Source organism: Acidovorax sp. SUPP3434 (assembly GCF_030159015.1).
Taxonomy (GTDB): Bacteria; Pseudomonadota; Gammaproteobacteria; order Burkholderiales; family Burkholderiaceae_C; genus Paracidovorax.
Window position 1 is genome coordinate 159,031 of record NZ_BQXL01000008.1, and the last position, 17,077, is coordinate 176,107.

The 17,077-nt window shown below is 66.1% G+C and carries 11 protein-coding genes; 8 read left to right on the top strand and 3 right to left on the bottom strand.

All coding sequences use genetic code 11. From position 1 onward, the window contains the following. Positions 1-16: 16 nt before the first annotated feature. Positions 17-1,075, bottom strand: coding sequence for an AI-2E family transporter (locus AVKW3434_RS14495; RefSeq protein ID WP_284406396.1), 1,059 nt, complete (start codon positions 1,073-1,075; stop codon positions 17-19). A gap of 232 nt (positions 1,076-1,307) precedes the next feature. On the opposite strand from AVKW3434_RS14495, the gene AVKW3434_RS14500 reads away from it, so the two are divergent. The 5 genes from AVKW3434_RS14500 (at position 1,308) to AVKW3434_RS14520 (ending at position 8,940) form a co-directional block, all read left to right on the top strand. After that, on the top strand, positions 1,308-4,187 hold the full coding sequence (locus AVKW3434_RS14500) for a 2-oxoglutarate dehydrogenase E1 component (RefSeq protein WP_284400425.1): 2,880 nt from the start codon (positions 1,308-1,310) through the stop codon (positions 4,185-4,187). 52 nt (positions 4,188-4,239) lie between these two features. Further along, on the top strand, positions 4,240-5,526 hold the full coding sequence (odhB, locus tag AVKW3434_RS14505; protein ID WP_284406397.1) for a 2-oxoglutarate dehydrogenase complex dihydrolipoyllysine-residue succinyltransferase: 1,287 nt from the start codon (positions 4,240-4,242) through the stop codon (positions 5,524-5,526). A gap of 86 nt (positions 5,527-5,612) precedes the next feature. After that, positions 5,613-7,040, top strand: coding sequence for a dihydrolipoyl dehydrogenase (gene lpdA / locus AVKW3434_RS14510; protein ID WP_284406398.1), 1,428 nt, complete (start codon positions 5,613-5,615; stop codon positions 7,038-7,040). A gap of 86 nt (positions 7,041-7,126) precedes the next feature. Continuing rightward, on the top strand, positions 7,127-8,224 hold the full coding sequence (gene zapE / locus AVKW3434_RS14515) for a cell division protein ZapE (protein ID WP_272563809.1): 1,098 nt from the start codon (positions 7,127-7,129) through the stop codon (positions 8,222-8,224). A gap of 14 nt (positions 8,225-8,238) precedes the next feature. After that, a complete protein-coding gene (locus AVKW3434_RS14520) occupies positions 8,239-8,940 on the top strand; it encodes a hypothetical protein (protein WP_284406399.1) in 702 nt (233 codons plus the stop codon). Between the two features lie 88 nt (positions 8,941-9,028). Here the strand turns inward: AVKW3434_RS14520 and AVKW3434_RS14525 are convergent, their stop codons facing one another. Next, positions 9,029-9,817 (bottom strand): PP2C family protein-serine/threonine phosphatase, encoded by a 789-nt coding sequence (locus AVKW3434_RS14525; protein ID WP_272563807.1) that lies wholly within the window; start codon positions 9,815-9,817, stop codon positions 9,029-9,031. A gap of 196 nt (positions 9,818-10,013) precedes the next feature. On the opposite strand from AVKW3434_RS14525, the gene yoaA reads away from it, so the two are divergent. Then, positions 10,014-12,098, top strand: coding sequence for a DNA repair helicase YoaA (gene yoaA / locus AVKW3434_RS14530; RefSeq protein ID WP_284406400.1), 2,085 nt, complete (start codon positions 10,014-10,016; stop codon positions 12,096-12,098). On the opposite strand, the gene AVKW3434_RS14535 is transcribed toward yoaA, so the two are convergent. Then, positions 12,061-12,858: an outer membrane protein assembly factor BamD gene (locus AVKW3434_RS14535; RefSeq protein ID WP_272563805.1), complete on the bottom strand. Its 798-nt coding sequence runs from the start codon at positions 12,856-12,858 to the stop codon at positions 12,061-12,063. The genes yoaA and AVKW3434_RS14535 overlap by 38 nt on opposite strands. A gap of 188 nt (positions 12,859-13,046) precedes the next feature. On the opposite strand from AVKW3434_RS14535, the gene dnaE reads away from it, so the two are divergent. Continuing rightward, the gene (gene dnaE / locus AVKW3434_RS14540) at positions 13,047-16,595 is read left to right on the top strand and encodes a DNA polymerase III subunit alpha (RefSeq protein WP_284406401.1); all 3,549 of its coding nucleotides are present in this window, start codon (positions 13,047-13,049) and stop codon (positions 16,593-16,595) included. Positions 16,596-16,677: 82 nt separating this feature from the next. Further along, complete coding sequence (gene clpS / locus AVKW3434_RS14545) at positions 16,678-17,046, top strand: ATP-dependent Clp protease adapter ClpS (RefSeq protein WP_272563803.1); 369 nt, start codon at positions 16,678-16,680, stop codon at positions 17,044-17,046. Positions 17,047-17,077: the final 31 nt, after the last annotated feature.

Sequence of the window (17,077 nt, forward strand, 5' to 3'; positions counted from 1 at the left end):
GGCGGGTGCTGCGCTGTTACTTTATCGGGGAATCGGCGGGTTGCGAGAACAGGTCCCAGGTGGCGATGAAGAGCGCTGCGATCACCGGGCCGATGACGAAACCGGTCAGCCCGAACAGGGCCATGCCGCCCAGGGTGGAGATGAGGACGATGTAGTCCGGCATCTTCGTGTCCTTGCCCACCAGCACCGGGCGCAGGGCGTTGTCCACCAGCCCGATCACGCAGACGCAAAAAGCCACCAGCACCGAGCCCTGCCAGATGGCGCCGGTCGCGAAGAAATAGATGGCCACCGGGCCCCAGATCAGGCCGGCACCGATGGCCGGCAGCAGCGACAGGAAGGCCATCAGCACGCCCCAGAGGATGGGGCCCTGGATGCCCAGGATCCAGAAGATCCCCCCGCCCAGCGCACCCTGCACGGCGGCCACCACGATGTTGCCCTTGACGGTGGCGCGGATCACGGTGGTGAACTTGCTGGCCAGCTGGCGCTTGTGCTCTTCGTCGAGGGGCACCGCCTGGCGGATGCGGTTGACCAGCGAACTGCCGTCACGCACCAGGAAGAACAGCAGGTACAGCATGATGCCGAAGCTCACGATGAACTGCAGCGTGTTCTGGCCCACGTCCAGCGCCTTGGTGGCCAGGAACTGGCCGGCCTGCACGGACACGGACGAGAGCTTGGCCTCCACCTCGGCGGCCGACGTCAGGTTGAAGCGGTCCAGCAGGCCCATCAGCCAGGAGGGCAAGGCACTCAGCACCTGCTGCACGTAGGCGCCGAAGTTGAGCTGTCCCGATTTCATGCGTTCGTAGATGAGTCCGGCCTCCTGGACCAGCGAAATGCTGATGAAGGTCATGGGCAGGATCACGATCACCAGGCACAGTCCGAGGGTGCACAGGGCCGCCAGGTTGCGCCGCCCGCGCATGCGCCGCAGCAGCCGCCGGTGCAGCGGCGTGAACAGGATCGCCAGGATGACGCCCCAGAAAACCGCTCCGTGGAACGGCCACAGGATGGCGAAGAACGCGACAGTGACCGCGATGAGAAGAAGCAACAGCGTGCGGCTCTGAAGGGTGGGTGAGTTCATAGAGGCGGGGTACGGATAATGACGAAATGTAAGCGACCGCAGTGACACGGCGGCGAAGGAACACGCGCTTACGCCGTGTAGGGCTCGCTCCTGGGCGTTCGGTGGCACAATGGCGCCCGCACCCCCGGCCCTTCCCCAGCCACAGTCGCATCCGCCAATCGGTTCAGCCGTGTCGCGGAAGGTTTTACCCACCAGCTAATGCTTCCCTCAGGGAAGCGGAGGTCAGCGGAATATGAGCGATACGACATCCGTATACCAAGCCTACCAAGGCAACACCTATCTTTTCGGCGGCAATGCGCCCTATGTCGAAGAGATGTACGAGAACTATCTCGTCAACCCCGGCAGCGTGCCCGACACGTGGCGCGAATACTTCGATGCCCTGCAGCACGTGCCTGCCGTCGACGGATCGAACGCCAAGGACGTGCCCCACCTGCCCGTGGTCAATGCCTTCGCCGAGCGCGCCAAGCAAGGCGGCACGAAGGTCGTCGGTGCCACCGGCGCCGACTCCGAAATGGGCCGCAAGCGCACCGCCGTACAGCAACTGATCTCGGCCTACCGCAATGTCGGCCAGCGCTGGGCCGATCTGGACCCCCTGAAGCGCACCGAGCGCCCTGAAATTCCCGAACTCGAAGCCTCCTTCTACGGCTTCAGCGACGCCGACCAGGAAACGGTGTTCAACACGAGCAACACCTTCTTCGGCAAGGAAGCCATGCCGCTGCGCGAGCTGACCAACGCGCTGCGCGAAACGTACTGCGGCTCGATCGGGGTCGAGTACATGTATGCCACCGACCAGAACCAGAAGCGCTGGTGGCAGGAAAAGCTCGAGACCATCCGCAGCAAGCCCAGCTTCGGTCCCGACAAGAAAAAGCACATCCTGGACCGCCTCACGGCCGCCGAAGGCCTGGAGCGTTTCCTGCACACGAAGTACGTCGGCCAAAAGCGCTTCTCGCTCGAAGGCGGCGAAAGCTTCATCGCCGCCATGGATGAACTCATCCAGGCCGCCGGCACCAAGGGCGTTCAGGAAATCGTGATCGGCATGGCCCACCGCGGCCGCCTGAACGTGCTGGTGAACACGCTGGGCAAGATGCCCAAGGACCTGTTCGCCGAGTTCGACCATACCGCTCCGGAAGACCTGCCGGCAGGCGACGTGAAGTACCACCAGGGCTTCAGCTCCGACGTCAGCACCCCTGGCGGCCCGGTGCACCTGTCGCTGGCCTTCAACCCCTCGCACCTGGAAATCGTGAACCCCGTCGTGGAAGGTTCGGTGCGCGCCCGCATGGACCGCCGCGCCGACCCGCATGGCAAGCAGGTGCTGCCCGTGCTGGTGCACGGCGACGCGGCCTTCGCCGGCCAGGGCGTCATCCAGGAAACGCTGGCGCTGGCCCAGACCCGTGGCTATTCCACGGGCGGCACGGTGCACATCGTGATCAACAACCAGATCGGCTTCACCACCTCCGATCCGCGCGACAGCCGCTCCACGCTGTATTGCACGGACGTGGTCAAGATGATCGAGTCGCCCGTGCTGCACGTGAACGGCGACGATCCCGAAGCGGTCGTGTTCGCCACGCAACTCGCCCTCGAATTCCGCATGGAGTTCCAGAAGGACGTGGTGGTGGACATCATCTGCTTCCGCAAGCTGGGCCACAACGAGCAGGACACGCCCGCGCTCACCCAGCCGCTGATGTACAAGAAGATCGGCGCGCACCCCGGCACCCGCAAGCTGTACGCCGACAAGCTGGCCACGCAGGGCCTGGGCGAGACCCTGGGCGACGACATGTCCAAGGCCTACCGCGCCGCCATGGATGCGGGCAAGCACACGGTCGATCCGGTGCTGACCAACTTCAAGAGCAAGTACGCGGTGGACTGGAGCCCCTTCCTGGGCAAGAAGTGGACCGATGCGGGCGACACCGCCATCCCGCTGGCGGAGTGGAAGCGCCTGTCCGAAAAGATCACCACCATTCCTGAAGGCGTGACGCCGCACCAACTGGTCAAGAAGGTGTACGACGACCGCGCCGCCATGGGCCGTGGCGACATTCCGGTGGACTGGGGCATGGGCGAGCACATGGCCTTCGCCTCGCTGGTGGCCAGCGGCTTCCCCGTGCGCCTGTCCGGCGAGGACTGCGGCCGCGGCACGTTCACGCACCGCCACTCGGTCATCCATGACCAAAAGCGCGAGAAGTGGGACACGGGCACCTATGTGCCGCTGCAGAACGTGAGCGAGAACCAGGCACCGTTCGTCGTGATCGACTCCATCCTGTCCGAAGAGGCGGTGCTGGGCTTCGAATACGGCTATGCCTCCAACGACCCCAACACGCTCGTGATCTGGGAGGCGCAATTCGGCGACTTCGCCAACGGTGCGCAGGTCGTGATCGACCAGTTCATCGCTTCGGGCGAAGTGAAGTGGGGCCGCGTGAACGGCATCACGCTGATGCTGCCGCACGGCTACGAAGGCCAGGGCCCCGAGCACAGCTCGGCCCGCCTGGAGCGCTTCATGCAGCTGTCGGCCGACGCCAACATGCAGGTGGTTCAGCCCACCACCGCCAGCCAGATCTTCCACGTGCTGCGCCGCCAGATGGTCCGCCACCTGCGCAAGCCGCTGATCATCATGACGCCGAAGTCGCTGCTGCGTAACAAGGACGCGACCTCGCCGCTGTCCGAGTTCACCAAGGGCAGCTTCCAGACGGTGATCCCGGAGCAGAATGAAGCCATCGAGAAGAAGGCCGAGAAGGTCAAGCGCGTGATCGCCTGCTCGGGCAAGGTGTACTACGACCTGGTCAAGAAGCGCGAAGAGAAGGAAGCCGACGACGTCGTCATCCTGCGCGTGGAACAGCTCTATCCGTTCCCGCACAAGGCCTTCGCCGCCGAGTTGAAGAAGTACCCGAACGCCACCGACATCGTGTGGTGCCAGGACGAGCCGCAGAACCAGGGCGCCTGGTTCTTCGTGCAGCACTACATCCACGAGAACATGCTCGAAGGCCAGAAGCTGGGTTACTCCGGCCGTGCCGCCTCGGCATCGCCCGCGGTGGGCTACTCGCACCTGCACCAGGAGCAGCAAAAGGCCCTGGTGGACGGCGCGTTCGCCAAGCTCAAGGGGTTTGTCCTGACCAAGTAAGGCCGGAAACCCGAACACACAAAAAGCAGAAACAAACCCCGAAAGAATTCCCATGGCTATCGTTGAAGTCAAAGTCCCCCAACTGTCCGAATCCGTGGCGGAAGCCACGATGCTCACGTGGAAGAAGAAGGCCGGCGAGGCTGTCGCCGTCGATGAAATCCTGATCGAAATCGAGACCGACAAGGTCGTGCTCGAAGTGCCCGCTCCCTCGGCCGGCGTGCTGGCGGAAATCGTGCAAGGCGACGGCGCCACCGTGGTGGCCGACCAGCTCATCGCCAAGATCGACACCGAAGGCAAGGCCGGCGCAGCCGCCGCTCCTGCTGCGGCAGCCCCTGCCGCCGCCGCGCCCGCAGCTGCGGCACCCGCACCAGCCGCTGCAGCCCCCGCTGCCGCGGGCGGCTCCAAGGGCGACGTGGCCATGCCCGCCGCCGCCAAGCTGCTGGCCGACAACAACCTGTCCGTTTCGGCCGTGGCCGGCACGGGCAAGGATGGCCGCGTGACCAAGGGCGACGTGCTGGGTGCCGTGGCATCGGGCACGGGCAAGGCCGCTGCGGCCGCACCGAGCGCTATCCCCACGGGCGTGCCCACCAAGGCGCTGCCGCAGGTGGCTGCGCCCACCGCCAAGGAAGACCTGAGCGGCCGCCCCGAGCAGCGCGTGCCCATGAGCCGCCTGCGCGCCCGCGTGGCCGAGCGCCTGCTGCAGTCGCAATCGACCAACGCCATCCTGACCACGTTCAACGAAGTGAACATGGCCCCGGTGATGGACATGCGCAAGAAGTTCCAGGACGCCTTCACCAAGGAACACGGCGTGAAGATCGGCTTCATGAGCTTCTTCGTGAAGGCGGCCGTGCATGCCCTGAAGAAGTACCCGGTGCTGAACGCCTCGGTCGACGGCAACGACATCGTCTACCACGGCTACTTCGACATCGGCATCGCCGTGGGCTCGCCCCGCGGCCTGGTGGTGCCCATCCTGCGCAATGCCGACCAGATGACGTTCGCCGACATCGAAAAGAAGATCGCCGAGTTCGGCCAGAAGGCCAAGGACGGCAAGCTGGGCATCGAAGAGATGACCGGCGGCACGTTCTCGATCTCCAATGGCGGCACGTTCGGCTCCATGCTGTCCACCCCCATCATCAACCCGCCGCAGTCGGCCATCCTGGGCGTGCACGCCACCAAGGACCGTGCCGTGGTGGAAAACGGCCAGATCGTCATCCGCCCGATGAACTACCTGGCCATGTCGTACGACCACCGCATCATCGACGGCCGTGAAGCCGTGCTGGGCCTGGTGGCCATGAAGGAAGCGCTGGAAGATCCTTCCCGCCTGCTGTTCGACATCTGATCCCCCTGGATGGACCCGCCCGCGTGGCCCGGCCGTTGGCCGCGCCCGCCGGTGGGTCTTTCTTCAACTGATTGAGTGAGATTGACATGAGCAAACAATTCGACGTGATCGTGATCGGTGGCGGCCCCGGCGGCTACATCGCTGCCATCCGTGCGGCGCAACTGGGCTTCAACGTGGCCTGCATCGACGAGTGGAAGAACGGCAAGGGCGGCCCTGCACCGGGCGGCACCTGCACCAACGTGGGTTGCATCCCCTCCAAGGCGCTGCTGCAGTCGTCCGAGCATTTCGACCAGGCCAACCATCACTTCGCCGACCATGGCATCGAGGTGCAGGGCGTCCGCATGGACGTGGCCAAGATGATCGCCCGCAAGGACAGCGTGGTGAAGCAGAACAACGACGGCATCCTGTACCTGTTCAAGAAGAACAAGATCACGTTCTTCCACGGCCGTGGCTCGTTCGTGAAGGCCGCCGACGGTGGCTATGAAATCCGCGTGGCCGGCGCTGCCGAAGAGTCCATCACCGGCAAGCAGATCATCCTGGCCACGGGCTCCAACGCCCGCGCGCTGCCCGGCGTGCCGTTCGACGAAGAGCACATCCTCTCCAACGACGGAGCCCTGCGCATCGGCGAGACGCCCAAGACGCTGGGCCTGATCGGCGCCGGCGTGATCGGCCTGGAAATGGGTTCGGTCTGGCGCCGCCTGGGCGCCGAAGTGACGGTGCTGGAAGGCCTGCCCACGTTCCTGGGCGCGGTGGACGAGCAGATCGCCAAGGAAGCCAAGAAGGCGTTCGACAAGCAGAACCTCAAGATCGAGCTGGGCGTGAAGATCGGCGAAATCAAGACCGGCAAGAAGAGCGTGAGCGTGGCCTACACCAACGCCAAGGGCGAAGCCCAGACGCTGGAAGTGGACAAGCTCATCGTGTCCATCGGCCGCGTGCCCAACACCATCGGTCTCAACGGCGAAGCCGTGGGCCTGCAGCTGGACGAGCGCGGCGCGATCGTGGTCGATGCCGATTGCAAGACCAACCTGCCGGGCGTTTGGGCAGTGGGCGACGTGGTGCGTGGCCCGATGCTGGCGCACAAGGCCGAGGAAGAGGGCGTGGCCGTCGCCGAGCGCATCGCGGGCCAGCATGGCCATGTGAACTTCAACACCATCCCCTGGGTGATCTACACCAACCCCGAGATCGCATGGGTGGGCCGCACCGAGCAGCAGCTCAAGGCGGACGGCGTGAAGTACAAGGCCGGCACGTTCCCGTTCCTGGCCAACGGCCGCGCCCGCGCGCTGGGCGACACGACCGGCATGGTGAAGTTCCTGGCCGACGCGGCCACGGATGAGATCCTGGGCGTGCACATCGTCGGCCCCATGGCCAGCGAGCTGATCGCCGAAGCCGTGGTCGCCATGGAGTTCAAGGCCAGCGCCGAAGACATCGCGCGCATCTGCCACGCCCACCCGAGCTTGAGCGAAGCCACCAAGGAAGCGGCCCTGGCCGTGGACAAGCGCACGCTGAACTTCTGATCCCGGGACTTTGGGTAAAAATGGCTGCCTGCGCTTGAAACACTAGCGCAGGCAGCTATCTTTTTTATAGCGTTTGGAGTGTGCGTGTGAATGTGAAGCAGGCGTATGAGGCGGAGCTGGCCAGCAAGGGCTATCAAAGCGATCCGGCCCAGCTGCGCGCCGTCGAGGCGTTGCAGCGGTGTGCCGACGATTGGGCGCTGTACAAGGAGCGCCGCTCCAACGCCTTGAAGAAGCTCATCAACCGGCCCGAGGTGCCGCGCGGCGTATACATGTACGGCGGCGTGGGGCGGGGCAAGAGCTTTCTCATGGACTGCTTTTTCAACGCCGTGCCCATCCGCCGCAAGGTGCGGCTGCATTTCCACGAGTTCATGCGCGAAGTGCACCGCGAACTGGCGGGCCTGCAGGGCACCGTCAATCCGCTGGATGTGCTGGGCGAGCGCATTTCCAAGCGCTACAAGCTCATCTGCTTCGACGAGTTCCATGTGGCGGACATCACCGACGCGATGATCCTGCACCGCCTGCTGGCGGCGCTGTTCGACAACGGCGTGGGTTTCGTCACTACCTCCAATTTCGAGCCCGACGGGCTGTACCCCGGCGGGCTGCACCGCGACCGCATCCTGCCGGCCATCGAGCTGCTGAACCAGCGGATGGAAGTGGTCAACGTGGACAACGGCACCGACTACCGCCGTCGCACGCTGGAGATGGTGCGGCTGTACCACACGCCGCTGGGGCCCCAGGCCGATGCGGAGATGTCCGAGGCGTTCGACCAGCTGGCCGAAGTGCGCGACGAAGACCCGGTGCTGCACATCGAGGCACGCGAGATCCGTGCGCGCCGCAAGGCCGGTGGCGTCGTATGGTTCGATTTCAGCGTGCTGTGCGGCGGGCCCCGCTCGCAGAACGACTACCTGGAAATCGCCACGCAGTTCCACACCGTGCTGCTGTCGGATGTGCCCCACATGCCCGTGTCGATGGCGTCGCCGGCCCGGCGCTTCACGTGGCTGGTGGACGTGCTGTACGACCGGCGCGTCAAGCTCATCCTGTCCGCCGCCGTGCCGCCCGAAGCGCTGTACACCGAGGGCCCTCTGGCCCATGAATTTCCGCGCACCGTCTCCCGGCTCAATGAAATGCAGTCCAAGGAGTTCCTGGACCTGGAGCGGCGCGTGGTGGACACCGGACTGACGTAACCTCTTTTCTCACCATGCCATCCTTCCAACGCCTTTTCCTTGCCACCGCACTGGCGCTCGCCTCGACGCTGGCGGTGGCCCAGTCACCGCTGGCTGCATCGCGCGCCGCTGCCGATGCCGCGCAGGCCGAGCGCCGTGCCGAGCGCGACCAGATCCAGCGCGACCGCCGCGCGCTGGAGGCGCGGCGCATCAAGGAAGAGGCCGTCTGCTATCAGCGCTTTTCCGTCGAAGACTGCCTGATCGGCGTGCGGGCGCAGGTGCGGGACCAGGAAAGCGCCCTGCGGCAGCGCGAAGTGGCCTTGAACGACGCCGATCGCCGCGAAAAGGCGGCCTTGCGCGTGCAGTCGATCGAGCAAAAGCAGCAGGAGCAGCGCGAGAAGCTCGAAGCCGGCGAACGCCCGGCGCCCATGCAGGCCGCATCCCGCGCCCAGGCGCAAGCGCAGGGCCGTGCGGAGCGCGAGCACGACGCGCAGCAGCGCGCCGCCCAGCAGCATTCGCGGGAGCAGTCGCACGACGCCGCCAAGGCAGAGCGCGCGGCGGCGCAACCCGGCCAGATTTCCGAGGCGCGCGCCCGCTACGAGGCCAAGCAAAAGGCCGCCCAGGAGCGGCGCGAAAAGCACGAGAAGGCGCGGGCCGATGCCGAAGCCCAGGGCCGCAAGCCGGCAGCGGCGCTGCCGCCGCCACCGCCGGTTCCATCGGCCAGCGCTGCCCCCTGAAGTCGGCGGCGACCCGCGTCTCGCACCAGGCACGTTGCCCCGCCATGGTGGGCCCGGTCCTTGGAGCGGGGGGCGCCGGGCGCTCGGCTCAGCGGACGAGCCGGGCCGGTTTCTTCTCTTCGGCCAGCGCCTCGATCTTCACGATGGCGAGCGAGAGGTTGTCTCCGCCGCCACGGGCCCGTGACCGCGCTTTCTCGATGAGGAATTCCGTGGCTTCGCGCGGGGACAGCGAGTCCACCACCGAGGCCAGTTCCGTGGGCGAAAAATAGTGCCAGACACCGTCACTGCACGCCAGGAGCACGTCGCCCGGCAGCAGTTGCGGAATCATGTGCTGGGCCACCGGCGGATCGCTCTCGGTGCCAAGGCAGCCCACCAGGATGTTGGAGTGCGGATGGGTGTTAGCCTCGGCCTCGGTGATTTCGCCGCGGTCGACCAGGGCCTGCACATACGAGTGGTCGCTGGTGCGATGGGCCAGCCGCGCGCCCTGGAAGTGGTAGATGCGCGAATCGCCGGCATGCGCCCAGTGGCAGTCGCCCCGGGGATTGATGATGAAGGCCGCCACCGTGCTGTGGGGCTCCTGCTCGGCCGAGATGGCGGTGAGGCGGATCACGATGTGCGCCTCTTCCACCATGTGCTTGAGCATCGTCGCGGTGTCGTCGGTGTCCGGCGAGTACCGCTCGAACCATTGCCGGGCCGTGAGCATCACCTGATCGGACGCCTTGCGCCCTCCGCTGCGCCCCCCCATGCCGTCTGCCACGACCCCGAGCACGCAGCCGTTGTAGCGGGGGTGGGCGATCAACGCGACCTGGTCCTGCTGGTATTCACGATCGCCTTTGTGGATGCCGGTTGACGCAGTGAGGCGAAACGGTTTGGTCATGGCAGAAATGGTGGAAGGCGCGGGCCGGCCGAAGGGCCGGGCGAAGCACGTATTATCGGGCGCCCTTTGGCAGTTTTGCCATGCGACGCCTCTCCTTCCTCCTTTCCTTGCACCGCCTTTTTTCCTGTCCGTCTCCTCCCGGTCCCACCATGCGGTCCAGTGCGGTCGCCCGCGAGCGCAGGCGGGGATGAACGGCATGGAACTGCCTCGCATCGAATCGCTCGTCCATGGCGTGCAGGCCGCGTTCGAAGAGGGCGGCGTGCTGTCGCTGGCCCAGGCGCATTTCTCGCCCCGCGCCGGCCAGACCGAGATGGCGCTGGCGGTGGCCGAAACCATCGAGCAGGGTGGCGCCCTGGTGGTGGAGGCGGGAACGGGCGTCGGCAAGACGTTTTCCTATCTGGTGCCGGCGTTGCTCAGTGGCGAGCGGGTGCTGGTGTCCACCGCCACCAAGGCGCTGCAGGACCAGCTGTTCGCACGCGACCTGCCCCGCCTTGTTCAGGCGCTGGCTTTGCCGGTGCGCACCGCGTTGCTCAAGGGGCGGGCCAGCTACCTTTGCCTGCACCGCATGGAGTTGGCGCGCCAGGACGGCGCCGCGCACGATGCGGCTGTGGCGCGGGTGCTGGCCCGGGTGGAAACCTGGTCGCAGGGCACGGTGAGCGGCGACCTGGCCGAGCTGCCGGGGCTGGATGAGCGGTCTCCGGTGATTCCGCTGGTCACCTCCACCCGCGAGAACTGCCTGGGTTCGCCGTGCCCGCGCTTTCGGGCCTGCCATGTCCACCGTGCCCGGCGCGAGGCGCTGGCTGCCGATGTGGTGGTGATCAACCACCACCTCTTTTTTGCGGACCAGGCTGTTCGCGATTCCGGCATGGCCGAACTGCTGCCTTCCGTGCGCGTCGTCGTCTTCGACGAAGCGCACCAACTGAACGAAACCGGCGTGCAATTCATGGGCCGGCAAGCCTCCACCGCGCAGTTGCTGGACTTTTCGCGCGACGTGATGGCGGCGGGCTTGCAATTCGCCCGCGGGCTGGCCGATTGGCTGGGGGTGGCCGCCGCGCTGGACCGCGCCGGCCGCGACCTGCGCCTGGCCGCAGGCCGTGCCCCGGCGGGTTCGCGGTTGCGCTGGACCGGCGAGGTGCCCGACGGCGTGGACCTCGGCGAATGGCATGCGGCCATGCAGCAGGTGGTCGGCGCCTGCCGCACCGCCCTGGCGGCCCTGGACACCGTGAGCGAGATCGCCCCGGACTTCGTGCGCCTGCATGGCCGCGCGGTGCAGCTCATGGAGCGCATGGACGGCTTTTCCCAGCCTTGCGGCGCGGATGCGGTCCGATGGGTGGATGTGGCGGGCGCATTGCGGCTCGTGGAAGCGCCGCTCGACATTGCAGGCCCGATGCGGTCGCTGTGGCAATCGCCTGCCGGCGAGCCCGAGGCCGAGACATCGGCATGGGACGAGCCGGAAGCGGCCGCGGTGCTGTCGCAGGGCAAGCCCCGTGCATGGATCTTCACCTCGGCCACCCTGGGGGACGATGCGACCCTGCGCTGGTTCGCCGAGCCCTGCGGTTTGCAGGACGCGCGCATCCTGCGGGTGGAAAGTCCGTTCGACTATGCATCGCAGGCGGCCTTCCATGTGCCCCTGGAACTGCCCAAGCCTTCCGACCCCGCCCACAGCGCGGCATTGGCGGCCTGGGTGGGCGGCGCGGTGGTGGTGCTCGGAGGGCGTACCCTGGTGCTCACCACCACGCTCAAGGCCCTGCGGACCATCGGTGATGCGCTGCAGGCCCGGTTCGCCGCGGATTCCAGCATCGAGGTGCTGGTGCAGGGTCAGTGGCCCAAGCGGCGTTTGATGGAGCGGTTCCGCGAAGGCGGGTCCGAGGGGCGGGCAGGGTGCGTGCTGGTCGCGTCCGCCACGTTCTGGGAAGGGTTCGACGTGCCGGGCGAGGCCCTGCAACTGGTGGTGATCGACAAACTGCCGTTCCCGCCACCGGGCGATCCGCTGGTGGAGGCGCGCTCCCAGCGGCTGGAACAGGCCAAACGCAGTGCCTTCCGGTACTTCTCGCTGCCGGAGGCCGCGATCGCCCTCAAGCAGGGTGCGGGGCGGTTGATTCGCAGTGAGAGCGACCGGGGCGTGCTGGTGGTGGCCGACACCCGCCTGGTCGAGATGGGCTACGGCAAGCGCCTGCTGTCAGCCTTGCCACCCATGCGGCGCCTTCACACGGCGCAGGAATTCGATGCGGCGCTGCGCGCGCTCACCACACCTTCCACCACGGCTCCGACTTGGCCTTGAGCCCATCGCGGTTCAACTCGCTCTGCGGGTAGGAACTCGCCATCACACGCTGCGCATCGTCGCGCAACTGGGTCATGCCCAGCGCATCGTAGGACTTCACCAGGATGTACAGGGCCTCTTCCAGCGCAGGCACTTCCTTGTAGTCGGCCAGGGCGATCTGCGCCCGGCTGATGGCCGCCACATAGGCGCCGCGCTCGTAGTAGTAGCGGGCCACGTGCACTTCGTACTGCGCCAGGGAATTGACGATGTAGGTCATGCGCTGGCGCGAGTCCTGGGCATAACGCGATTCCGGGAACCGCGTGGTCAGCTCGCGGAAGGACTCGAACGAATCCTTGGCGGCCTTCTGGTCGCGCTCGGACAGGTCCTGCCGCGACAGCCAGGAGAACAGCCCCAGGTTGTCGTTGAAGTTGACGAGGCCCTTCAGGTACAGCGCGTAGTCGTAGGCGGGGCTGGCGGGGTGCAGCTTCATGAAGCGGTCCAGCGTGGCGATGGCCTGGGCTTTTTCGCCGGCCTTGTACTGGGCGTAGGCCTTTTCCAGCTGGGCCTGCTGCGCCAGCGGCGTGCCGGCCGCGCGGCCTTCGAGCTTTTCCAGCAGGGGCACGGCCTTGTCGTAGCCGCCACTGTTGAGTTCGTCGCGGGCTTCGGAGTAGATGCGATTGGGGCTCCAGCCGGCGGTCTTGTCTTCGGGGGTGCTGGAGCAGCCCGCCATCAGGCCGGCGGCCAGCAGGGCGGACAACAGGGGCAGGGGAAAACGCGGCATGGAGGCAGCTTTCAGGCAAAAGAAGGGCATCGGTTCCCGCTTCCGATCAGGGGCCGGGACGGCCACAGGGGGCTGGCCGCGGCGATCGGGCAGGAGCCGGATTGTACCGGCGTGCCAGCCGGCGGCCTGAACGAAACGCCGGGGCTCTGGCGCGGGGCAGGGAAGCGGGCGTTCCTACAATACCCGCCATGTTTGTCCATTTGCGCCTGCACACCGAATTTTCCGTCGTCGACGGCACCAACCGCATTGATGAAGTGGCCAAGGCGGCTGCCAAGGACGGCCAGCCCGCCCTGGCGATCACCGACCTCGGCAATCTTTTCGGCGCCATCAAGTTCTACAAGGAAGCGCGGGGCAAGGGCGTCAAGCCCGTGCTGGGCGCTGAAGTGTTCGTCGAGCCCGAGGAGCCGGGCAATCCGCCCTCCCGCATGATCCTGCTGGTGCAGGGCAAGCAGGGGTACCTGAACCTGTCGGAACTGCTAGCGCGCGCCTGGACGCGCAACGTGGTGAAGAACCAGCCCCTGTGCACCTGGGCCTGGCTGGAGGAACTGGGCGAGGGCCTCATCGCGCTGGCGGGTGCCCAGGCCGGTCCCGTGGGACAGGCGATCGTGAAGGGCGACGACGCGGGGGCCGCGCGCCTGGCACTGCGGCTGGCCGGGCTGTTTCCCCATCGCTTCTACCTGGAGATCCAGCGCGCCGGCCGGCCCGACGACGAGGCCCACGTGGTGTCGGCCGTGCAACTGGCCGCACGGCTGAACCTGCCCGTCGTCGCAACCCATCCCGTGCAGTTCGCCACGGCCGACGACTACGAGGCGCACGAGGCGCGCGTCTGCATCTCCGAGGGCGAAATCCTGGGCAACCAGCGGCGCGTACGCAAGTTCACGCGCGAGCAATACTTTAAATCGAGCGCGCAGATGCAGGCGCTGTTCGCCGACGTGCCGTCCGCGATCGCCAACACGCTGGAGATCGCCAAGCGCTGCAACCTGACCCTGGTGCTGGGCAAGCCGCAGCTGCCGGACTTTCCCACCCCGGGTGGCATGCCCATTGACGAGTACTTCCGGGTGGCTTCGTTGGAGGGGCTGGAAGAGCGCCTGGCGCACCTGTACCCCAAGGAGGCCGAGCGCGACAAGGAGCGCCCGCGCTACCTGGAGCGGCTGGAGTTTGAGATCAACACCATCCTGAAGATGGGGTTTCCGGGCTACTTCCTGATCGTGGGGGACTTCATCCAGTGGGCCAAGAACAACGGCTGCCCGGTGGGGCCGGGCCGGGGGTCCGGCGCGGGCTCGCTGGTGGCCTATGCGCTCAAGATCACCGACCTGGACCCGCTGCAGTACAACCTGCTGTTCGAGCGGTTTCTGAACCCCGAGCGGGTGTCGATGCCCGACTTCGACATCGATTTCTGCCAGTCCAACCGCGACCGCGTGATCGACTACGTGAAGGACAAGTACGGCAAGGATGCCGTGAGCCAGATCGCCACGTTCGGCACCATGGCCGCCAAGGCCGCCATCCGCGACGTGGGCCGGGTCATGGACATGAGCTACACCTTCTGCGATGGCATTTCCAAGCTCGTGCCGGGCAAGCCCGGCATGTCGTACACGCTCCAGTACCCGCCCAACCCCAAGAAGGAAGGCGACAAGAACAACTACGCGTTGGAACTGGAGCCGCTGCTGGCCGAGCGTGTGCAGAAGGAAGAAGACGTCAAGACCATCATCGAGATGGCGCAAAAGCTCGAGGGCATGACCCGCAACATCGGCATGCACGCCGGGGGCGTGCTCATCGCCCCGGGCAAACTCACCGATTTTTGCCCGCTCTACCAGCAGCCGGGCAGCGATTCCGCCGTGAGCCAGTACGACAAGGACGATGTGGAAGCCATCGGCCTGGTGAAGTTCGACTTCTTGGGCCTGGCCACGCTGACGATCCTGGAGATCGCCAAGGAGTTCATCGTCAAGCGCCACAAGGGCCAGGAGAACTTCACGTTCGAGAACATTCCGCTGGACGATGCGCGCACCTACCAGCTGTTCTCCGATGGCAAGACCGAAGCCGTGTTCCAGTTTGAAAGCCGCGGCATGCAGGGCATGCTCAAGGAAGCACGTCCCAGCCGGCTGGAAGACCTGATCGCCCTGAACGCGCTGTACCGGCCGGGCCCGATGGACCTGATCCCCAGTTTCGTGAACCGCAAGCACGGCAAGGAGGTGGTGGAGTACCCCCATCCGCTGGTCGAGAAGGTGCTGTCGGAAACCTACGGGATCATGGTGTACCAGGAGCAGGTGATGCAGACCGCCCAGGTGCTGGGCGGCTACTCGCTCGGCGGCGCCGACATGCTGCGCCGGGCGATGGGCAAGAAGAAGGCCGAGGAGATGGCCGAGCACCGCGAGATCTTCCGCGCGGGTGCGGCCAAACAGAACATCAGCCAGGAAAAGGCCGACGAGGTGTTCGACCTGATGGAGAAGTTCGCGGGGTACGGCTTCAACAAGTCGCACGCGGCCGCTTACTCGCTGCTGGCCTACCAGACCGGCTGGCTCAAGGTGCACTACACGGCCGAATTCTTCTGCGCCAACATGACGGTGGAAATGGACGACACCGACAAGCTCAAGGTGCTGTTCGAAGACGCCATGAAGAAGTTCGGGCTGACGTTCGAGCCGCCGGACGTGAACCGGGGCATGTACCGGTTCGAGCCGGTCACGGACAAGGTCATCCGCTACGGCCTGGGCGCCATCAAGGGCACCGGACAGCAGGCGATCGAGGCCATCATCGCGGCCCGGGACGGGCGCGGGGCGGGACCGCGCGGCGATACCAAGGGCCCTTTCACCAGCCTGTTCGACTTCTGCGTGCGCGTGGACCGCACGCGCCTGAACAAGCGCACGCTGGAGGCGCTCATCAAGGCGGGCGCCTTCGATGCCATGAACATGAACCGGGCCTCGCTCGTTGCCTCGATCGACCGGGCGTTTGACTTCGCGAACGCGACGCTGGCCAACGCCAACCAGGGCGGCCTGTTCGACATGATGGGCGAGGACGCCCACGGCTCCAGTACGCAGGAGCCCGAACTCGTCGAGATGGTGCCCTGGGGCGTGAAGGAACGCCTCACCCAGGAAAAGACGGCCGTGGGCTTCTACCTGTCGGGCCACCTGTTCGACGAGGTGGCCAGCGAGGTGCGCCGTTTCGTGCGCACGCAGATCGAGGAACTGCTCGACAGCCGAGAACCCCAGATCCTGGCCGGCATCATCAGCGATTTCCGGGTCATCAACGGGCAGCGGGGCCGGCTGGCCTTGTTCAAGCTGGACGACAAGTCCGCCACCATCGAAGCCTCGGCTGACGAGAACGTGGTCAATGCCCACCGGGACATGCTGAAGGACGACGAATTCGTGGTCATGAGCGGCCGCCTGCAGCTCGACCATTTCAGCGGCGGGCTGCGGGTGAAGGTGCAGCAGGTGTGGGACCTGGCGGCGGCGCGGGCCAAGTTCGGGCGCTACCTTCAGGTCGCCATCGGCGATACCGCGCCGGACGTGCAGCGCCTGGTGCGTGAATTCCCACCCCGCCGGCAGGAAACCGAGCAGGGCGAGGTGCTGGTGCACGGCCTTCGGGTGCGCATGGGCATCCGCTGCAAGGCCGGCCAGGGCCAGGCCGTGGCGGAGTTGCAACTGGGCGAGGGCAGCCGTTTCTTCCCCTCCGATGCCGCTTTGGCGGCGTGGAGCGCCCAGGCCGGCACCGGTTCGGTCAATGTCGTGTACGACGCGGGCTAGATGGAGCGCGGGGTAAGGCTTGAAACACCGTTGGGTGATCACTACATGGGAGAGGCTGCGTCGACCGCCGTGGCTCGCTAGAATGAAATCCATGGCAACTAAACCACCTTCCCCCACCCCCGCTCCGCCCACCAGGACGCCAGCGCGGGACGATGGCGGTTCGGTCGTGCTCGAACGTCGCACGCAGAAGACCCAGCCGCCGCAAATGTTTCAGGTGGTCATGCTCAATGATGACTTCACGCCGATGGAATTCGTCATCGTCGTGCTGCAGGAATTCTTCAGCAAAGACCGGGAAGCCGCCACGCAGATCATGCTGAAAATCCATTTGGACGGCAAAGGCGTATGTGGGGTGTATTCCCGCGATGTCGCCGCCACCAAAGTGGAGCAGGTCCGCGAGGCGGCCCACAAGGCGGGGCATCCGCTGCAATGCCTCAGCGAGCCTGTTGAATAAACGGCCTTTGGTCCCGATCTACAGTAATCCC